At 39.6% G+C, this 17,663-nt stretch carries 8 protein-coding genes; 2 read left to right on the plus strand and 6 right to left on the minus strand.

Features of this window, described 5'->3' with window-relative positions; translation table 11 throughout:
• Positions 1-93: 93 nt before the first annotated feature.
• The gene (locus tag ACY0M5_RS17510; RefSeq protein WP_461630058.1) at positions 94-8,205 is read right to left on the minus strand and encodes a DUF6359 domain-containing protein; all 8,112 of its coding nucleotides are present in this window, start codon (positions 8,203-8,205) and stop codon (positions 94-96) included.
• Positions 8,206-8,789: 584 nt separating this feature from the next.
• Here ACY0M5_RS17510 and yccS point away from each other — a divergent pair.
• Positions 8,790-10,934, plus strand: coding sequence for a YccS family putative transporter (gene yccS, locus ACY0M5_RS17515; protein WP_461630059.1), 2,145 nt, complete (start codon positions 8,790-8,792; stop codon positions 10,932-10,934).
• A gap of 48 nt (positions 10,935-10,982) precedes the next feature.
• Here yccS and ACY0M5_RS17520 read toward each other — a convergent pair whose 3' ends face one another.
• From ACY0M5_RS17520 to ACY0M5_RS17535, 4 genes are all read right to left on the minus strand, one after another.
• Positions 10,983-12,053: an FAD-binding oxidoreductase gene (locus tag ACY0M5_RS17520; protein WP_461630060.1), complete on the minus strand. Its 1,071-nt coding sequence runs from the start codon at positions 12,051-12,053 to the stop codon at positions 10,983-10,985.
• A 144-nt stretch (positions 12,054-12,197) separates the two neighbouring features.
• Positions 12,198-12,533, minus strand: coding sequence for a hypothetical protein (locus ACY0M5_RS17525; RefSeq protein ID WP_461630061.1), 336 nt, complete (start codon positions 12,531-12,533; stop codon positions 12,198-12,200).
• 258 nt (positions 12,534-12,791) lie between these two features.
• Positions 12,792-13,823, minus strand: coding sequence for an L-threonine 3-dehydrogenase (tdh, locus tag ACY0M5_RS17530; protein WP_461630062.1), 1,032 nt, complete (start codon positions 13,821-13,823; stop codon positions 12,792-12,794).
• A 243-nt stretch (positions 13,824-14,066) separates the two neighbouring features.
• Complete coding sequence (locus tag ACY0M5_RS17535; protein WP_461630063.1) at positions 14,067-15,503, minus strand: site-specific DNA-methyltransferase; 1,437 nt, start codon at positions 15,501-15,503, stop codon at positions 14,067-14,069.
• A gap of 194 nt (positions 15,504-15,697) precedes the next feature.
• Here ACY0M5_RS17535 and ACY0M5_RS17540 point away from each other — a divergent pair, with 194 nt between their 5' ends.
• A complete protein-coding gene (locus ACY0M5_RS17540; RefSeq protein WP_124990981.1) occupies positions 15,698-17,005 on the plus strand; it encodes a DEAD/DEAH box helicase in 1,308 nt (435 codons plus the stop codon).
• Positions 17,006-17,140: 135 nt separating this feature from the next.
• Here the strand turns inward: ACY0M5_RS17540 and ACY0M5_RS17545 are convergent, their stop codons facing one another.
• Positions 17,141-17,551: a BT0820 family HAD-type phosphatase gene (locus tag ACY0M5_RS17545; protein ID WP_124990982.1), complete on the minus strand. Its 411-nt coding sequence runs from the start codon at positions 17,549-17,551 to the stop codon at positions 17,141-17,143.
• Between the last annotated feature and the right edge of the window lie 112 nt (positions 17,552-17,663).

The raw sequence follows: 17,663 nt of genomic DNA on the forward strand, positions 1-17,663 counted from the left end.
CTAAATGTAAAATCTGTTATTTAAAGATCGAGATTCTTCGACAAGCTCATAATGACAATAAAGTTGAACTTTTAGGACACCCTACTTAGATTATTAACGAACGACCATGAGTCGTTTTGTTACAATAAATTCATCCGTTTGAATGGATATAAAATAATTTCCGGAAACCAGATCCTGAATATTAATTCTGTGTTTCTCGTGAGGCTGTATGGTTTTCACTACCTGCCCACGACTATTCAAGATTAAGATTTTAATCACATCAGCATCGGGTAAATCGATACTCACAAAATCGCGTGATGGATTTGGATAAATCTTAACGATTTTCTCAAAAATCTCTTTCAATCCTGTTGGCTGACTTACAGTAAAAAACTGAAATTCTTCGGCGGACTCAATATTAGCGTTTCCATCCTGATGAGCCCGAACTTTAAATTCGCCTGGCAATGTTGGTGTTAGTATGGATCCATTAAGTTCACCATTACCTTGCAACAGCTCGAAAGCAACCGTTAATCCTTCCGAAGAAACGGCACTCAGTTGAATTGGCTCTCCAACAACTACAAGGCCTTCAATAGGCTCGAAGGTTATTGTCTGACTTGCTTTTTCAACAGTAAACGTTCTGCTTACCGATTCTGCTGCTTCGTAGTTCTCATTACCTGCCTGCACTGCTTTTACAACAACTGTTCCGGCTCCGGTAAGTATCAGTTCTTTTCCGGATAGAGTTGCCGGGCCTAAAACCAGTTCAAAACTGACTTCCAATCCCGATGATGCACTTGCTACTAATTCGAAAGCAGGATCGCCAAAGGTTTTATCTGCAAGAGCAACGAAAGTAATGGTTTGATTTTCTTTACTTCCAGCAACTGTAAACGTTCTGCTTACCGGTTCTGCCGCTTCGTAGTTCTCATTACCTGCCTGCACTGCTTTTACAACAACTGTTCCGGCTCCGGTAAGTGTCAGTTCTTTTCCGGATAAGGTTGCCGGGCCTGAAATCAGTTCAAAACTGACTTCCAATCCCGATGATGCACTTGCTACCAATTCGAAAGCTGGATCACCGTAGGTTTTGTCTGTCAATTCCGCGAAAGCGATATCCTGAGAAGCCTTATTAACGGTAAACGTTCTGCTTACTGCTTCTGCCGTTTCGTAGTTCTCATTACCTGCCTGCACTGCTTTTACAACAACTGTTCCGGCTCCGGTAAGTGTCAGTTCTTTTCCGGATAGAGTTGCCGGGCCTGAAACCAGTTCGAAACTGACTTCCAATCCCGATGAAGCACTTGCTACCAATTCGAAAGCTGGATCACCGTAGGTTTTGTCCACCAAATCCGCGAAAGTGATATCCTGAGAAGCCTTATTTACGGTAAACGTTCTGCTTACCGGTTCTGCTGCTTCGTAGTTCTCATTACCTGCCTGCACCGCTTGTACAACAACTGTTCCGGCTCCGGTAAGTGTCAGTTCTTTTCCGGATAAAGTTGCAGGGCCTGAAACCAGTTCAAAACTGACTTCCAATCCCGATGATGCACTTGCTACCAATTCGAAAGCAGGATCGCCAAAGGTTTTATCTGTCAATTCCGAGAAAGCGATATCCTGAGAAGCCTTATTTACGGTAAACGTTCTGCTTACTGCTTCTGCCGTTTCGTAGTTCTCATTACCTTCCTGAACCGCTTTTACTACAACTGTTCCAGCTCCGGTAAGTGTCAGTTCTTTTCCGGATAGGGTTGCCGGGCCTGAAATCAGTTCAAAACTGACTTCCAATCCCGATGATGCACTTGCTACCAATTCAAAAGCTGCATCACCGTAGGTTTTGTCTGTCAATTCCGCGAAAGCGATATCCTGAGAAGCCTTATTTACAGTAAACGTTCTGCTTACCGATTCTGCCGCTTCGTAGTTCTCATTACCTGCCTGAACCGCTTTTACAACAACTGTTCCGGCTCCGGTAAGTGTCAGTTCTTTTCCGGATAGGGTTGCCGGGCCTGAAACCAGTTCAAAACTGACTTCCAATCCCGATGATGCACTTGCTACCAATTCGAAAGCTGCATCACCGTAGGTTTTGTCTGTCAATTCCGCGAAAGCGATATCCTGAGAAGCCTTATATACAGTAAACGTTCTGCTTACCGATTCTGCCGCCTCGTAGTTCTCATTACCTGCCTGAACCGCTTTTACAACAACTGTTCCGGCTCCGGTAAGTGTCAGTTCTTTTCCGGATAGGGTTGCCGGGCCTGAAACCAGTTCAAAACTGACTTCCAATCCCGATGATGCACTTGCTACCAATTCGAAAGCAGGATCGCCAAAGGTTTTATCTGCAAGAGCCTCGAAAGTGATTGTTTGCGATTTTTTACTGATTTTGTCCGAACGTAATTTTAAACGCAGCAATATAGGATGATGATCGGATATGCTGACATTCTCCTCGCTTGTATTGTTGGTCAGAACCTGATATTCATCGTACAATTCATTGGAAATGGTAATGTGATCGATATTGGTACTTGAAGTAATTACATGATCGAAATAATCTTTGGTTTCGAACCATGATGCATAAGGAGAGGAAGCCCCGCTGGTCATACTTCCTTCTAAATAATCGTTGTAATCACCCAGAATCACCAAATTGTCGTTGGAATAGTTGGTATTCAACTCATTCATCAGGAATTTAGCATCAGCCAATTTTCGGGAGTGACTATCCTGACAACACTTGGCGTGAATGTTCACCAACTTGATGTTCTCTTTCATACCATCAATGAATACCTCTGCTTCGAATAGATATGGCAAACGTCCCGAAGCCCAGAAACTGGAAGCATCGCCTGTGTACCCATCAATGGATGCGGTAGATGTATCGGGGTATAAATCAGAAAACATCGAGAAATCGCCTAAGTTACTCACTGTTGTTTGGTTGTAGATGTAACAAATGCGCTGAGCCGGATAGTCTGTACTTGGTGCTGAATCGTCGTGAGAATATCTTGCACCCATACTGGCCGCATACAAATCTTCTCCCGCCAAAACATTTAGCTTCTCAACCAAAGGCTGCAGAAAATCACCATTTACATTATCGGAAACCAATTCCTGAATGGCATAAATATCGGCATCCAATTCAATAATTTTCTCGGAAACAGCAGTCAACTGCTCATCGAAAGAAGATGCATGTTTCGACATTGTTGGAGATCCAAACCACTCCACATTCCACGATACAATATCAAGGGTTTTATCTCTACCCAAAGTTAAAGCGTCAGCAATTTCGGTTGATGCCAAAGAGCTTACAGCGACAACAAGCGATTCGGCCGCTTTTGCTTTGTGAGTAATCGTTCCTGCAGATCCGTTAATAACAGCTGTTTTTGGAGCAAAGCGAACTGTAATCAACACAGGTGAAACTTCTGATTGGTCAATACTTAGCTGTGATTCATAAGTACTTCCATCTAAAGAAATTTCATAATTATCGCTGGCCTGAATGCTAATATCTCCCTCTATTTTATCGAAATTTAATTCATATAACATCGGCTCACTAACCGCGCCAACTTCTGTAAACGGAAATTCCAAATCAGCAATAAGATTGCTTCCCAAACTTCCTGTTAATGGAATTTTATTTCCTTCAACCACCACATCATCTACCTGATAGGTTGTAGTAACAGAACTGCCGTCGCCGGTATATTTAAAAGCGATGTATGCTGTTCCTTCGTATGCAGACAAATCAATATCGCCGGATTCTACAAAGTCGGCTCCATAAGCAGTATTGTTTCTTTCATCAATTGCGGCATCCAATTTTTGCCAGGTGGCTGCACTTACATCGCCGCCATCGTAATCTGTAGAAATTAACACTTCTAACGCAAGACCTTTAAAATATCCATTCTTGGTTTTAAAAGTCAGTTTCTCATTATTATAGGCATCCAGATCCAATTCAGGAGAAATTAACCACGAAACCACTTTACCAGTGGCTTTGTAGGCCGACATTTGCATGTACTTATTACTTGAAAATTCTGTTATTGCCCAATTTCTGTCGCCAATTTCCGATTTCAAGATCCAATTGCTGTGCGTATCCGTTTCGAAATCCTCGTGTAAAAATGCAAGAGGAACCAATGCCGGATCTCCCTCGGTACCCGATACAGCCATCGACTTGGAATTTTCGCCGCTTGTAATTTTCAAATTTCCTGTCACCTTTGCTGAAACAGCTGATTCGGGAACAAATTTCACAGATATTGTGGTCTCTGCAATAGTTCCATCAGCAACGGTTAAAGCCAAAGAGGAAGAATAGTTGGTGCCGTCTTTGGATATCTGAAAATGCTGCGGAGATGTTATGCTCACATTTTCGGTTAAGGAATTTGCCGATACCGTAAAAGTCTGAACGGATGACTCTTCACCAAATTTCACCATACCGAAATCGGCCAATGTTCCTGCAATTTTAATCTTAGCAGGCTCTGTACCAATTCCGCCATTCCATTCCTGCGCCTTGGCTTCTCCAAAAATGTACTGCACCAATTCAGGATGATCAACAAACGGATTTCTATTGTGCTGATACCCGTAAATCACATTGTTTCTTCTTACTTCATACGGATCAACAGGATCTTCCTCGTGCCATTTCAATAAATCGGACAGCTTTCCGTGACGGGCTGCCGATTCAGTTTCCTTGCACTGATCATCAACGGTCATATCCCAACGGGTTGCCATGTAGAAAATCATACGGGCAACATCACCTCTTGCCGATTTAGGTGGAGTATATCCCGGAGCCTCATCGGCAAAATCACGACTGCCACGCACACTGTTCTCCTGAGCATCGGTAGCTCTTAAATGATGACCATCGGTACCTGGCCCATCTGAAGTTCCAAAACCGCCATGCGACTTAGCCCAGGTGTGTTCTCTGTTCCATCCTGTACTACCCGATACGTGAGCTGTTTTTGCAATACCTTCTTCAATATACATTTGCCAGACTTGTGAAGCATCTTTCGGATTCTGATCGCCATCTTCACACATGTTCCAAACGGTGCTGTACGATTGAGCTTCTGCTCCGGTCTCAATTATGGTATGAATATGCTCACGCAATGCAGTTCCGTTAAATCCAACAGCACTGCTGTAATAATCGGCCGGAATTTTCACACTTCCCATATGATGACTTGGACTTACTGTCTGTACATATTCTTTTGGTGTTAGGTTCACTAAAATACTTCCATCTCCATTGGTTTCCGGAGCCAAATAAACGTAGTTAGCCAAAATGCTTCCGGTGCTTCCATCATTATCAGCAATACTAATTGAAGCACTAACATTTGTTCCCAATTGAATTCCTGCAGAAGGATTCGAAATGGAAACCGTCATGCTTTCAGTGCCCTCAACATCAGCATCATCAACAATGGTAAGACTTGCACTTGCCGTGCTTTCGCCTGCCGCAAATGTAAATTGTGCTGCTGACAACGTGTAATCTCCTGCTGTAATTCCTGAACCGGAAATATTCACATCAAGAGTCTGGCTTTCGCTTACCGCTTCACTTGCAGTTGCTGTTAAAGTAATTACTGTTTGATCGGCTTCGCTGGCTGTTGCGGCAGATAAAGCCAAATTTACAGAAGTCAATGTTGGTTCCCCTGATAGATTAACAATTACCGAATTTCCTTCGAAGGAAGCATGACCACTGTACGTATCTCTAAATCCGTTGAATTTAATTTGTTTGCCCAAATTTTCAGGATGATCCTGTAAATTCCAGGTATCACGATTTGCTCCTGCTTCCAATTTAAGATTCAGGCAATGGTCAAAATTGGTCTCATCCTGAGAATCAGCAATAGAAATATAGTAAGCGTTTGTAAATGGTGCTTCAAAATCAGTACCTACCGAAACAATATAACCATAGGCATAATACTCGGCAGAAGTTTCGGACAAAGCCAAAGCCTCGTTTATTGTGAAAGGACTCGTTTCCGTTCCGTCATTACCTGCACTATCATTATCTGCTATGCTAAGAACTGCACTTACTGTTGTTCCCAACTGAATTCCTGAAGAAGGATTCGTAATGGAAACCGTCATGCTTTCAGTGCCCTCAACATCAGAATCATCAACAATGGTAAGACTTGCACTTGCCGTGCTTTCGCCTGCCGCAAATGAAAATTGTGCTGCTGAAAGTGTGTAATCTCCTGCTGTAATTCCCGTACCGGAAATATTCACATCAAGAGTCTGGCTTTCGCTTACCGCTTCACTTGCAGTTGCTGTTAAAGCAATTACTGTTTGATCGGCTTCGCTGGCTGTTGCGGCAGATAAAGCCAAATTTACAGAAGTCAATGTTGGTTCCCCTGATAGATTAACAATTACCGAATTTCCTTCGAAGGAAGCATGACCACTGTACGTATCTCTAAATCCGTCAAATTTAATTTGTTTGCCCAAATTTTCAGGATGATCCTGTAAATTCCAGGTATCACGATTTGCTCCTGCTTCCAATTTAAGATTCAGGCAATGGTCAAAATTGGTCTCATCCTGAGAATCAGCAATAGAAATATAGTAAGCGTTTGTAAATGGTGCTTCAAAATCAGTACCTACCGAAACAATATAACCATAGGCATAATACTCGGCAGAAGTTTCGGACAAAGCCAAAGCCTCGTTTATGGTGAAAGGACTCGTTTCCGTTCCGTCATTACCTGCACTATCATTATCTGCTATGCTAAGAACTGCACTTACTGTTGTTCCCAACTGAATTCCTGAAGAAGGATTCGTAATGGAAACCGTCATGCTTTCAGTGCCCTCAACATCAGCATCATCAACAATGGTAAGACTTGCACTTGCCGTGCTTTCGCCTGCCGCAAATGTAAATTGTGCTGCTGAAAGTGTGTAATCTCCTGCTGTAATTCCCGTACCGGAAATATTCACATCAAGAGTCTGGCTTTCGCTTACCGCTTCACTTGCAGTTGCTGTTAAAGTAATTACTGTTTGATCGGCTTCGCTGGCTGTTGTGGCAGATAAAGCCAAATCAACAGTTATTGCAGTCCCAGTGCTGGCATTTGATTTTCCGGGAGTTGGAATTCCTGCAATAAAAGCTGTGGTGTTTCTAGCTCCGCCTTCTCCGTCAGTTGCCCTGTATATGGAATGATTTACCATATCGCCCGAAGCATTCTCGTTAATTTGTCCGCCTTCGATTATTCCTGCCAACAATCCAGGATCATCTGCATCATCGGTATCATAAGCTACAAAATCGACTAAATTCTCTGTTGTTACAGCTGTATTATTTGGAAAATCTGCTGCCGGCGCTTTATACAAGGCAACAGCATCGGCTCCATTCTGAAGCGAAAAACCTGATGGAGACAAATTTACGTTTGCAACCTCGGTACTTCCGATTACAAAAAAACCTTGCGCATTGGTCGTCTGCCCGGCAAGATCATAAGTTGCATAAGACAAATCATTACTCCCGTTGTAAAAAACCAAAGTGTATCCATCCAAAGAAGTATTCCCGGCTCCTCCATCGTACAATTCAACAAATTCTTTTGTATCTGTGCTGGCCTGATCGCAATCCAATTCATTGATCAGGATATTTGAGACTACAGGAACTTCCAGATTTACTGTCACTACGTATTCCTGACTCGATCCATCTTCTGCAGTTACAGTATAAGTCACCGGATTTGTAAAATCCTGAGATGCACCACTTGCCGGTAAAACAGTTGCCTTATCGGATATTTCAATTACAGGACTAAGGGTTGTTACATTAGTCGATTGCGGTAAAGTTACACCAATTGTATGTTCGCCTTCGTTAAGGGTTCCGGCTTTGCTATCAATCACAAATGATGTTATGGTCTTTGCCGAACTTTGAACCGGAGCAGATCCATAGGCAGTCCATTCTATATCATCTATTAAAGTTCGTTCGGTTGTTTGAAACTTAAAAGTAAAGTCTCCATCTACATTTATTTCTTTGGAATAGTTAGCAACATCAGTACTTTCAGCACTAATGCTCTCTATTAAAATGTCATTAATGTAAATTGAAATTTGAGAATTACTTGAAAAAGCTTTTTTGTACTTGAAACTTAAATTTCCTACTCCTTTAGTAATGGATGACGAAGTTAAAATTCCACCTTTCGGAAATCCGTTTTTTCCATTTGATCCAATTAATGGCGTGATGCCGGTAATACTTGCACCTTTTGCACCAACATCCAAACTCCATGTAATCTCATTAACTCCAATCCAATCTGGGATGGTATTAGAATAAGACGTTGATGAATATGGATAAGTATCAAAATTTTCCAATCCCTGACCAAAACTGACTTGGGCGGACATCATAAATAAAGTAAGTAATGTCACCAGACACCACCTCTTACATGTGTAAAATGAAAACATAGGCTTAGTAGTAATTAAAAAATAGTTTGAAAATGAACTTTTTCAAGAAGCGTGTACAAAATGGTTGTTTTGAGCATCAAAAATATACAAAATATCAAATAACCGAACATATCAATGTTAAGTTTATGTATCCTTTTGATTAACATTCACTTTTTGATTACGAGCTATCTATCAGCACGTAAAGCACATTCAAACATCATATAAAAAGAGTCTTATATCCCTTACGTTAAAGGAACAATATAATAACTGGATATTTGTGGCTTTAGCCAGCTGAAACGACTTTTTCGCTGCACATAGAAGACATATTTTTGGGGGAGGTGTGTACAAAATATCTAAAACCAGTAGCAGACTTTTTTTATTGGCCGGCATATTGCCCGAAGCTTTTCAATAAAAGGATTTATTAAAACTCTTGCAGGTCATAGATACTGTTTGGATTTAGCAAATTGCAAAGCTAAATTAATACGATCGGGCAGTATACTTATTTGCTTCTGTTATCTTTGCATTTGAAAAACAAAAACCGATACATGAAGAACAAATTGACACTTGACAGATTTCAGGGAAAAGGATGGTATGAATTCATGATTAAGAATTTATGGAGGTATCCAAACAGATTGCTGGCGCTAAAAGCAGCAATTGCCATGAGTATGCTGCTGATTCCATTTGTTGTTACTGGTTCTGCAAATATGGGTTTCACTCTGGCTTTGGGTGCTCTGGCTGGTGCTCTTTCCGAAACCGATGATCATCCCAAAGGACGTGTGAAAACGCTGATTCTTACCATTATTAGTTTCATTATTTCGAGTTTATCGGTCGAATTACTGCTTCCTTATCCAATTCTGTTTGGCATTGGATTAATTGGTTCCACCATTACATTTATTGTTTTGGGAGGACTGGGTGAGCGATACAGAGGCGTTACGTTTGGTGCTTTACTCGTTGCTATTTATACCATGTTGGGTGCTGAGATTTCGCCAAACTGGTACTGGCAACCCTTGCTTTTACCTGCGGGTGCCTTGTGTTATGGAATACTGTCTCTTATTTTACTTATTCTTCGTCCAAACAGACTATTGGAAGAGCAATTGGCTCAGGGATTCGAAGACCTGAGCCTGTACATGAAGGAAAAAGCCCGGCTTTTCCCAAGTGATTCCAAGTCGCAGGAAAAAATCAGAGGTCGTTTGGCTACCTTAAATATTCAATTCATCAACTCGTTGGAAAGGTGCAAAAATGTACTCAACTCCTACTCCGATGCTTTGGATAATCCGAACGAACTGCGCCCTTACCTGCATAAATTTGTACTCTTGCAAAGTTTGCACGAAAGAGCTTCTTCGAGTCACGAACGATACGACCTGATAAGTGATGAAGCAGACAACACGGAAGTTCTGGAAGGTTTGGGGCAATTATTACTGCAATTATCACTTGCCTGCCACGAGGTTTCGAAAAGCTTGTTAATGGGAACAACTTATCAGCATCCGATTTCATTCAAATGGACAATTGCAGCCTTGAAGGATAAAATTAAAAAACAAAATCCTACTACAAAAAGTACTAATCTTAGCTTACTGCTCCAAAATCTTACACAATCTCATCTTTCATTGCAAAACATGAGTTACTATTTAGATTCGGGATTACTTCCTAAGGTTGACAGAGATACCAAAAGCTTATGGCAAAAACTAAGAGAGCAATTGAACTGGTCACATCCGCGATTTAGATATGCCATCCGGTTAAGTACCTGTTTTTTGATTGGCTATTTTCTGATTTTGGGTTTTCATTTGGAAAAAGGATATTGGATTTTACTAACCAGTTTATTTGTATGCCAGCCAAGTTACAGTGAAACCCGGAAAAGACTGTTTCAAAGAATTATTGGAACTCTGAGTGGTGTTGTGACTGGTGTATTGTTTGTACAAATACTTCCTACTCTTGCCGGACAGGTAATTTTGCTGCTGGTAGCTGCTTATGCCTTTTTTGTGTGGCTGCGAAAAAACTATGCTCTAGCGGTTGTGTTTGTTACCATTTTTGTCATCGCGGCTTTTAATCTGATTGCAGGAAAAGGGATTGTTGTTATGGAAGCGCGGGTAATGGATACTATTATTGGTGCCGTTTTGGCTATAATAGTGGTTCGTTTTATGTGGCCCGATTGGCAATACAAGCGTTTGCCCAACTTACTTTCAACTGCCCTGGAAAAGAACCGAAACTATTTCACCTCCATTTTGCAGGAATACAAAGAATTAAATGAGGATGATTTGAATTACCGCATTGCCAGGTATCGTGCAAATCAGGCTGATAATGCTCTTGCTTTATCGTGGCGGGGAATGAAACTGGAACCAAAAAAGCATCAGAAATTTCAAAAACATGCCTTTGCTTTAACTTATCTAAATCATGCATTACTATCCTATTTATCTGCCTTAGGAGCACACCGCGACATCAAAAACTACATCAGCGATGATCAATGGGAAATGTTTGGAAGTATAGAATTAGAATTAAGCAAAGCTGTCAGCGGTTTACAAAAGTCGGAAGCTTGTGACCCGACTCAAAGTCTTAAAACATTCATTGATAATTTAGGACAAAAAATTACTGAAATTGAGCGGGGAACTGAACGCCAAAAATTGGTTTTGCTTTACAATATCGCTGAAGTTACCGAGCAGTTACTGGAGGAAGCATCGAAACTGTTTCAAGAATAAATTAACGGTGAGTGTTGTGCTGTTTTTGCGCAGACTCACCGCTTCATATTATTTGAACTCTATTTTCACTTTGGCAGTTTGCGCCAGCGACTGACAGGTTAAGATTACATTGTTCTTTACATCTTCGGCACTCAGAGCCATTGTTGCTTTCATTTTCACCTCCCCTTCAATCAGATGAGCTTTGCAGGTACCACAAATACCACCCTGACAAAAATAGGGAGCAGGGGCGCCAATTCTTTTCAATCCTTCTAAAATGGTTTCGCCCTGCGCTAAGTACAGCTGAAATTTTTCATTCCTGATTGCTGCATCCACCAGAGCATTCTCCACTGCAGTTAGTCCCTCTTCGTACTCAATAGCCTGAGTGGAAAAATACTCAAAATGAATGAATTTTGACGAGACTCCCATATCAATCAACGTATCACTAACCATTTGATTCATTCCATCCGGTCCGCAGATATAATATTCTGAATTTTCAGGAGTGGTTGCATTTTCAAGAAGAAAAGATTCTACCAACTCCTCATTTATCCGGCCACGTTTACCATCCCATGGAGTCAGTGAGAAATCCAGAAATCGTTTCGAAAGGGTTTGAGTAATTTTCAAACGATCAGGATATTTTGCCTGCCACTCCAATAATTCATTGTAAAATAAAATTTCGGGAATACTCCTATTTCCATAAAGCAAAAATACCTTACTATTTGGTTCTGCCAGCAATATGGAACTTAACATTGAGTAAATTGGCGTAATTCCACTTCCGGCAGCAAACAAATAATAGGACTTACCGGCCTTTTCATCCGGATTTACCGTAAAATCTCCTTGAGGAGTGGATATTTCTACAATATCTCCTGCTTTTAAATTGTCCGCTATGTAATTGGAAATTAATCCGTCTTTCTGAATCTTTACTGTTACCTGATACAAACCTTTTACATACGGCGAATTGTGCAAGGAATACATTCTAAGTTCTTCCTTGTTGTTTACATCAAACCGAAAACAAAGGTGTTGTCCCGGATGAAACTTAAAAACCGATAACAGTTCATCTGGTATTTGAAAGCTTAGTGTTACAGCTTCTTTTATTGGCTTGTGAATTGCAGCTATGGGTATGCGGTAAAATTCCTGTTCCATAATATCCGGGATTTATATAGTTTCTGCATTAAAATACGGATATTTTAGCTCATTTGAGCATGCATTCTTTTTCTATAGATAAACGGGAAATAATATTTAAACAAATAGCTGTTTCTTAATTTTGATAAATGATCTAATACAAAATCACCTGCTTTGCAACCAATCCATAGCTATTTGCCATGTTGAAAACACCTTAGCATTGTACCGAGGATCATTATTGGCCATTTCACTTATCATTCCATATGCTGTTGAAATAGGTTCTGTGCGCAACAGAGCGTGTATAATAATCCTGTTGCCGGCAATCTGACTCACCATAATTTGATTAATTAGATCCACTTTATCGATGTCAAAATCAAATACTGCAAGAGTAGCATCTTCTAAAATCCGCAATGAACCGGGCAAGTTATTGTCCTTACTGATTTTTTCACAATAAGCACTCATCTCCTTAAAATCAATTCTCCCAATCAATTCTACATTCAATATGTTTTTTTCAGAGCAATATCGCATATTCACCATAACCAATTTCCCTCTATATTTTACATCAAACTAATCAAGGTCTTACAAAGACTCTAACTAATAGACACTTAAAAAAGATAAATGGATGAATCAAAATCGAAATAAAATTTCCAAAAACGATCATAAATCGATGAAACAAGCTTACTGTGCAAGACAAATATTTTCAGATTACAAAAAAAGCCCAGGCAATACCTGAGCTTTAAACTATATTTTTAAGAAAATTTATTCCCAATCGAGAATCACTTTCCCACAATTTCCTTCTTCCATAATATCAAATCCTTTTTGGAATTCATCAGCTTTAAAGCGATGTGAAATCATTGGAGACAAATCCAATCCACTCATCAACATCTGCTCCATTTGGTACCATGTTTCGTACATTTCACGTCCGTAGATTCCTTTTAACTGAAGTCCTTTGAAAATGATATCGTTCCAATTTACTTTTGTTTGCGGAGGCAAAATACCTAAAAGAGAGATCTTACCTGAGTTGTACATATGAGAAACCATATCGCCAAAAGCTGCTGGTGCACCCGAACACTCCAACCCTATATCAAAACCAATCATACCCAAATCCTTAATTGCGTCATCAAGACTCTCTGTTAAAGGATTAATTACACGATCGGCACCCATTTTCTTAGCCAACTCAATTCTGTAAGGATTGGTTTCGGTTGCCACAACGTAGCGGGCTCCAGCAAATTTTGCAATTGCCACACACATACTTCCAATTAAACCTGCACCTGTAACCAATACATCTTCTCCGATAATAGGCCACGAAAGAGTAGTATGTGTTGCATTTCCAAATGGATCCATGATCGCCAAAAGCTCATCACTAATGTCATTGCTCATTTTCATCAAATTCGACGATGGTATGGCTGCATACTCGGCAAAAATACCGTCGACATTTACACCAATTCCAACGGTATGTTCACACACGTGTTTACGTCCGCGTCGGCAGTTTCGGCAATGTCCGCAAGCTATATGACCTTCGCCTGTTACACGGTCGCCAATTTTAAAACCAGTAACACCGGCTCCAATTTCAGCTACCTCTCCAACATACTCGTGCCCGATAATCATTCCCGGTTTAATGGTATTCTGTGCCCATTCATCCCATTTATAAATGTGAAGATCGGTACCGCAAATGGCTGTTTTTCTAATTTTTACAAGAACATCGTTTACTCCTACTTTAGGAACATCAACTTCTTCCATCCACAAGCCTTTTTCTGCTTTGGACTTTACAAGAGCCTTCATTTTAGTCATTGTCGTTTTGTTATATTGTTGTTGTGTAAGTATTTAAATCTCTGCAAATATGCTTGTTGTATATTTGATTAATCTATCTCGAAAGTATAAAAACTAAATTAGATTTTCAATATCCATTTTGTAAAAATATCCCGATCCGTATCACTTCAATAAAAGCTTTCTGTATAACGATATCAGAGCAAGCCCAATGAAGAATGAAAGAGGTTTGAATTTCAAAAATATACCGGCATTACTCTCTTTGTTTTATTTCTCAATTCTATAAAATCGGAACCCTGTATCAAGTGTAGGATACAACTTCCCGGCTCTTACTATTCGATCTCCCGCCAGATCTGAAATGGTAGAAAAACCCATTCGGCAGGCATCCGAATCCTCTTTTACCAATTCTGTATTCTGAACGCAAATAAAACGGCGCTTAGAAGCTTGCTTTTCGTTTAGTTTGAAAACAGCATGAGACATTGATGCCGAGCCGGCAAAAAGATCTAAAATCAAATCCTCATCTTCGCTTAATTGCTTTAATATCGTAAGCAGTAAATCAGTTGGTTTTGGATATTTAAAGGGCAAGCCTTCCGGATATAATTCTTTCAGCTCCCGGGTTCCTTTGCTTGTTGGAATATCAGTAATAACTGATGAAATGGGATTAAAAATACTCTTGAGCTCCGACTTGTACTTTTTCAGCAAAAAGCGCTTTCCTTCCTCTTTGGGAAAGATCAACTTTCCTGAATCGAACCACTCGGTAACACGCAGTTTCGAAAAAGCCCAATATCGTCCCGATGGAGGTAAATATTCCTCTTTTGTAAAGGGATTGGCAATCACAAAACGGGAATTGGAATTGCCGCTTGCTGCTGACGGATTATCAGGAATCCAATCTCCATTTGGGTCGTTATCAGGATTTGAATAATTGGATAAATCCTTGAGCTCTCCTTTCAATTTTACTTCCTTCGTATTTTTGGCATAGAGCAAAATATATTCATGATTTGCGGCAAATAAATTACCCGAAACATTAGAGTTTGTTCGATTGATCCATATAAAACACCCAATGAAATTATCCTCTCCAAAAACCTCATTGCAAATCAGCTGCACATTAGCCTTCTCACTTTCGTCAATAGAAACGGCTATTGCACCATCATTGGTTAACAGCTGTCGGGATAAAATCAATCGCGGATAAATCATGTTCAACCAATTGGTGTGAACTTCGCCACTTTCAATTTGATTTTTCAGTCCAAAATCAACCCGTTCAATGCCGGTACCATCCAAAAATTCAAGGTACTGATTCGAGCGGATTTTAAACCGGTCATTATAACCAAAATCATTACCTGTGTTATAGGGCGGATCGATATAAATCAATTTGATTTTACCCGAATAATCTTTCTGCAGTAAACGTAAAGCATCTAAATTATCACCTTCTACAAACAGATTTTGAGTCGTTTTTGGCTGAACAGATTTTGCTTTATCAAAAACCAGTTTATCCGTACTTTCTTCTCGGGCTTGCATTGCTGCATTCTCTTTTCCGAACCATGTTAAGCCATAGTTCGATTCATCAACGAACTGATTAGTTTCCAAATAAATTTTAAGCTTCTGAATATCCAATTGATCTCCTGCAAAGACTTCCGGGAGAAGACTTTTCAGCTCTTTTATTTTCTTTTGTTTCTGATAAAAAGAGAGTAGGTTTTTTCCTTGCATAATAACAAGTCTGAAGTAATGTGATTTGTTTCACAAACCTACAACTTTTCAGTCTTGAATAAAAATTCCAAATCTTGATTTCCAGCAAAAAAAGCACTAAATAATACATGTTCAAAAGTTATTTCCAACTATTCGGGATCCCAAACTTTCGGGCATCGAGTTTTTGTTATCTTTGCGCCATGCAAGCAAAAAACATGGATACTAAAAAGATTTTAGAAAAGCTATCTATTCAGGAATTGAATGAGATGCAAAAGGAATGCGCGAAAGCCTATACCAAAAACAGCGATCTGCTTTTGGTATCCCCAACAGGATCGGGAAAAACTTTGGCCTTTTTGCTGCCAATGCTTGCTGAACTGGATTCTGAAACAGATGCTGTTCAGACCCTGATTTTAACTCCTGCACGAGAACTCTCTTTGCAAATAGAGAGTGTTTTTAAAAGTATGGGGACTGATTTTAAGGTAAATTGCTGCTACGGCGGGCATCCAATGTCGACCGAAAAAAACAACTTAAAAACTCCTCCTGCCGTGCTTATTGGTACTCCGGGAAGGATAGCCGATCATATTCGAAGAGGAAATTTTGATTGCAGAAATATTAAAACTCTGATACTGGATGAGTTTGATAAATCTCTTGAATTAGGCTTTCAGAAAGAGATGAAGGAAGTTACACTAGCTCTGCCGTCTAAAATTAAAAAAATACTAACCTCTGCTACCAATAATATCGATATTCCGGATTTTACCAGACTAAATTCGCTCATCGAACTGGACTTTATTCCCAATGCAAAACCGATTGCTTTGGATCAAAAGAAAGTAATATCTGTGGAAAAAGACAAATTGGCGACTCTTTTTCAATTGGTTTGTCATTTGGGAAATCAGCCAAGTTTAGTTTTCTGCAATCACCGTGATGCTGTGGAACGAATTGGAAAACATTTTTTAAATGAAGGCATTCAATGTGATGTTTTTCATGGCGGATTGGAACAGGATGATCGGGAAAGAGCCCTTCTAAAATTCCGAAATGGAAGTCATTACCTGCTGATTGTTACCGATCTTGCTTCGAGAGGATTGGATATTCCTGAAATTAAAAATGTGATTCACTACCAACTGCCAAGAGTAGAAGAAGCATTTACACATAGAAACGGACGAACAGCCAGAATGAATGCCGAAGGAACTTCCTATCTGGTACTTGCTCAGGACGAAACACCTCCGGAATTTATTCCTGAAAACATTGAAGTGCTTGAACTGGCAGAAGATCAGCCATTACCGGCAGAACCTGAATGGGAGACTCTTTACATTTGTTTGGGAAAAAAAGAGAAAATAAATAAAATTGACTTGGTTGGATTCTTCTGTAAGGTTGGAAATCTGAAAAAAGAGGAATTGGGAAAAATTGATGTTCTCGATCACTCGTCATTCGTTGCTGTAAAAAGAGGAATGGGAGAAAAATTGGCCCGGAAACTTAAAAACGAACTTATTAAAAAGAAGAAAGTTAAAATTCAGGTTTCTTATTGATCTGAATTTGATTATTGACACTTTAAATAAAGAGAAACTTTAACGCGTTCTTCAATAGGAAAAAAAATCAGCAACCAAACATTCATCGTTCGCTAATATGACTTTTAGAAAGTTAAATTAGCTAACATAGAATAATCAATCACCAAAAATTTTATCGAGCAACCGACTAAACATCTTTTTAGTTTTTGATTCTTTATGCGAAATATAATTTTGTGTGGAAATGCTTCTGAATATGTGCTCCCATTCCGGCAATCCACCAAAATTGCGGTCATCAATGTATAAATCAGCATAAATTTTACGACTAATGGTGTCATCAAATTCCTCTTCAGGATAATTGCTGTTCACAGCATAGAATTCCAATCCTCTCTTTTCACAGTAATCAACCGCTTCATAAAGATTTTCTTCTGTTCTGTATGTCCATAAAATAATTTGATGACCTTCCTTTTGTAATGCGATCAGACTTTCGACAGCAAATGGAATTTCACTTCCAATTTCAGGATATTTATGATGTACAATGGTTCCATCAAAATCTACAGCTATAATCATAAAGAGAATATTTTAAGTATCAATCACTTATAAAAATATAGAATTCTTTTATTCTTTCTCAATGATTAACGAACAAAAATGGCCTGAATTGTTGTTCAGGCCATTTATTTAC

It is taken from the genome of Labilibaculum euxinicum (genome assembly GCF_963678175.1).
Lineage (GTDB): Bacteria > Bacteroidota > Bacteroidia > Bacteroidales > Marinifilaceae > Labilibaculum > Labilibaculum euxinus.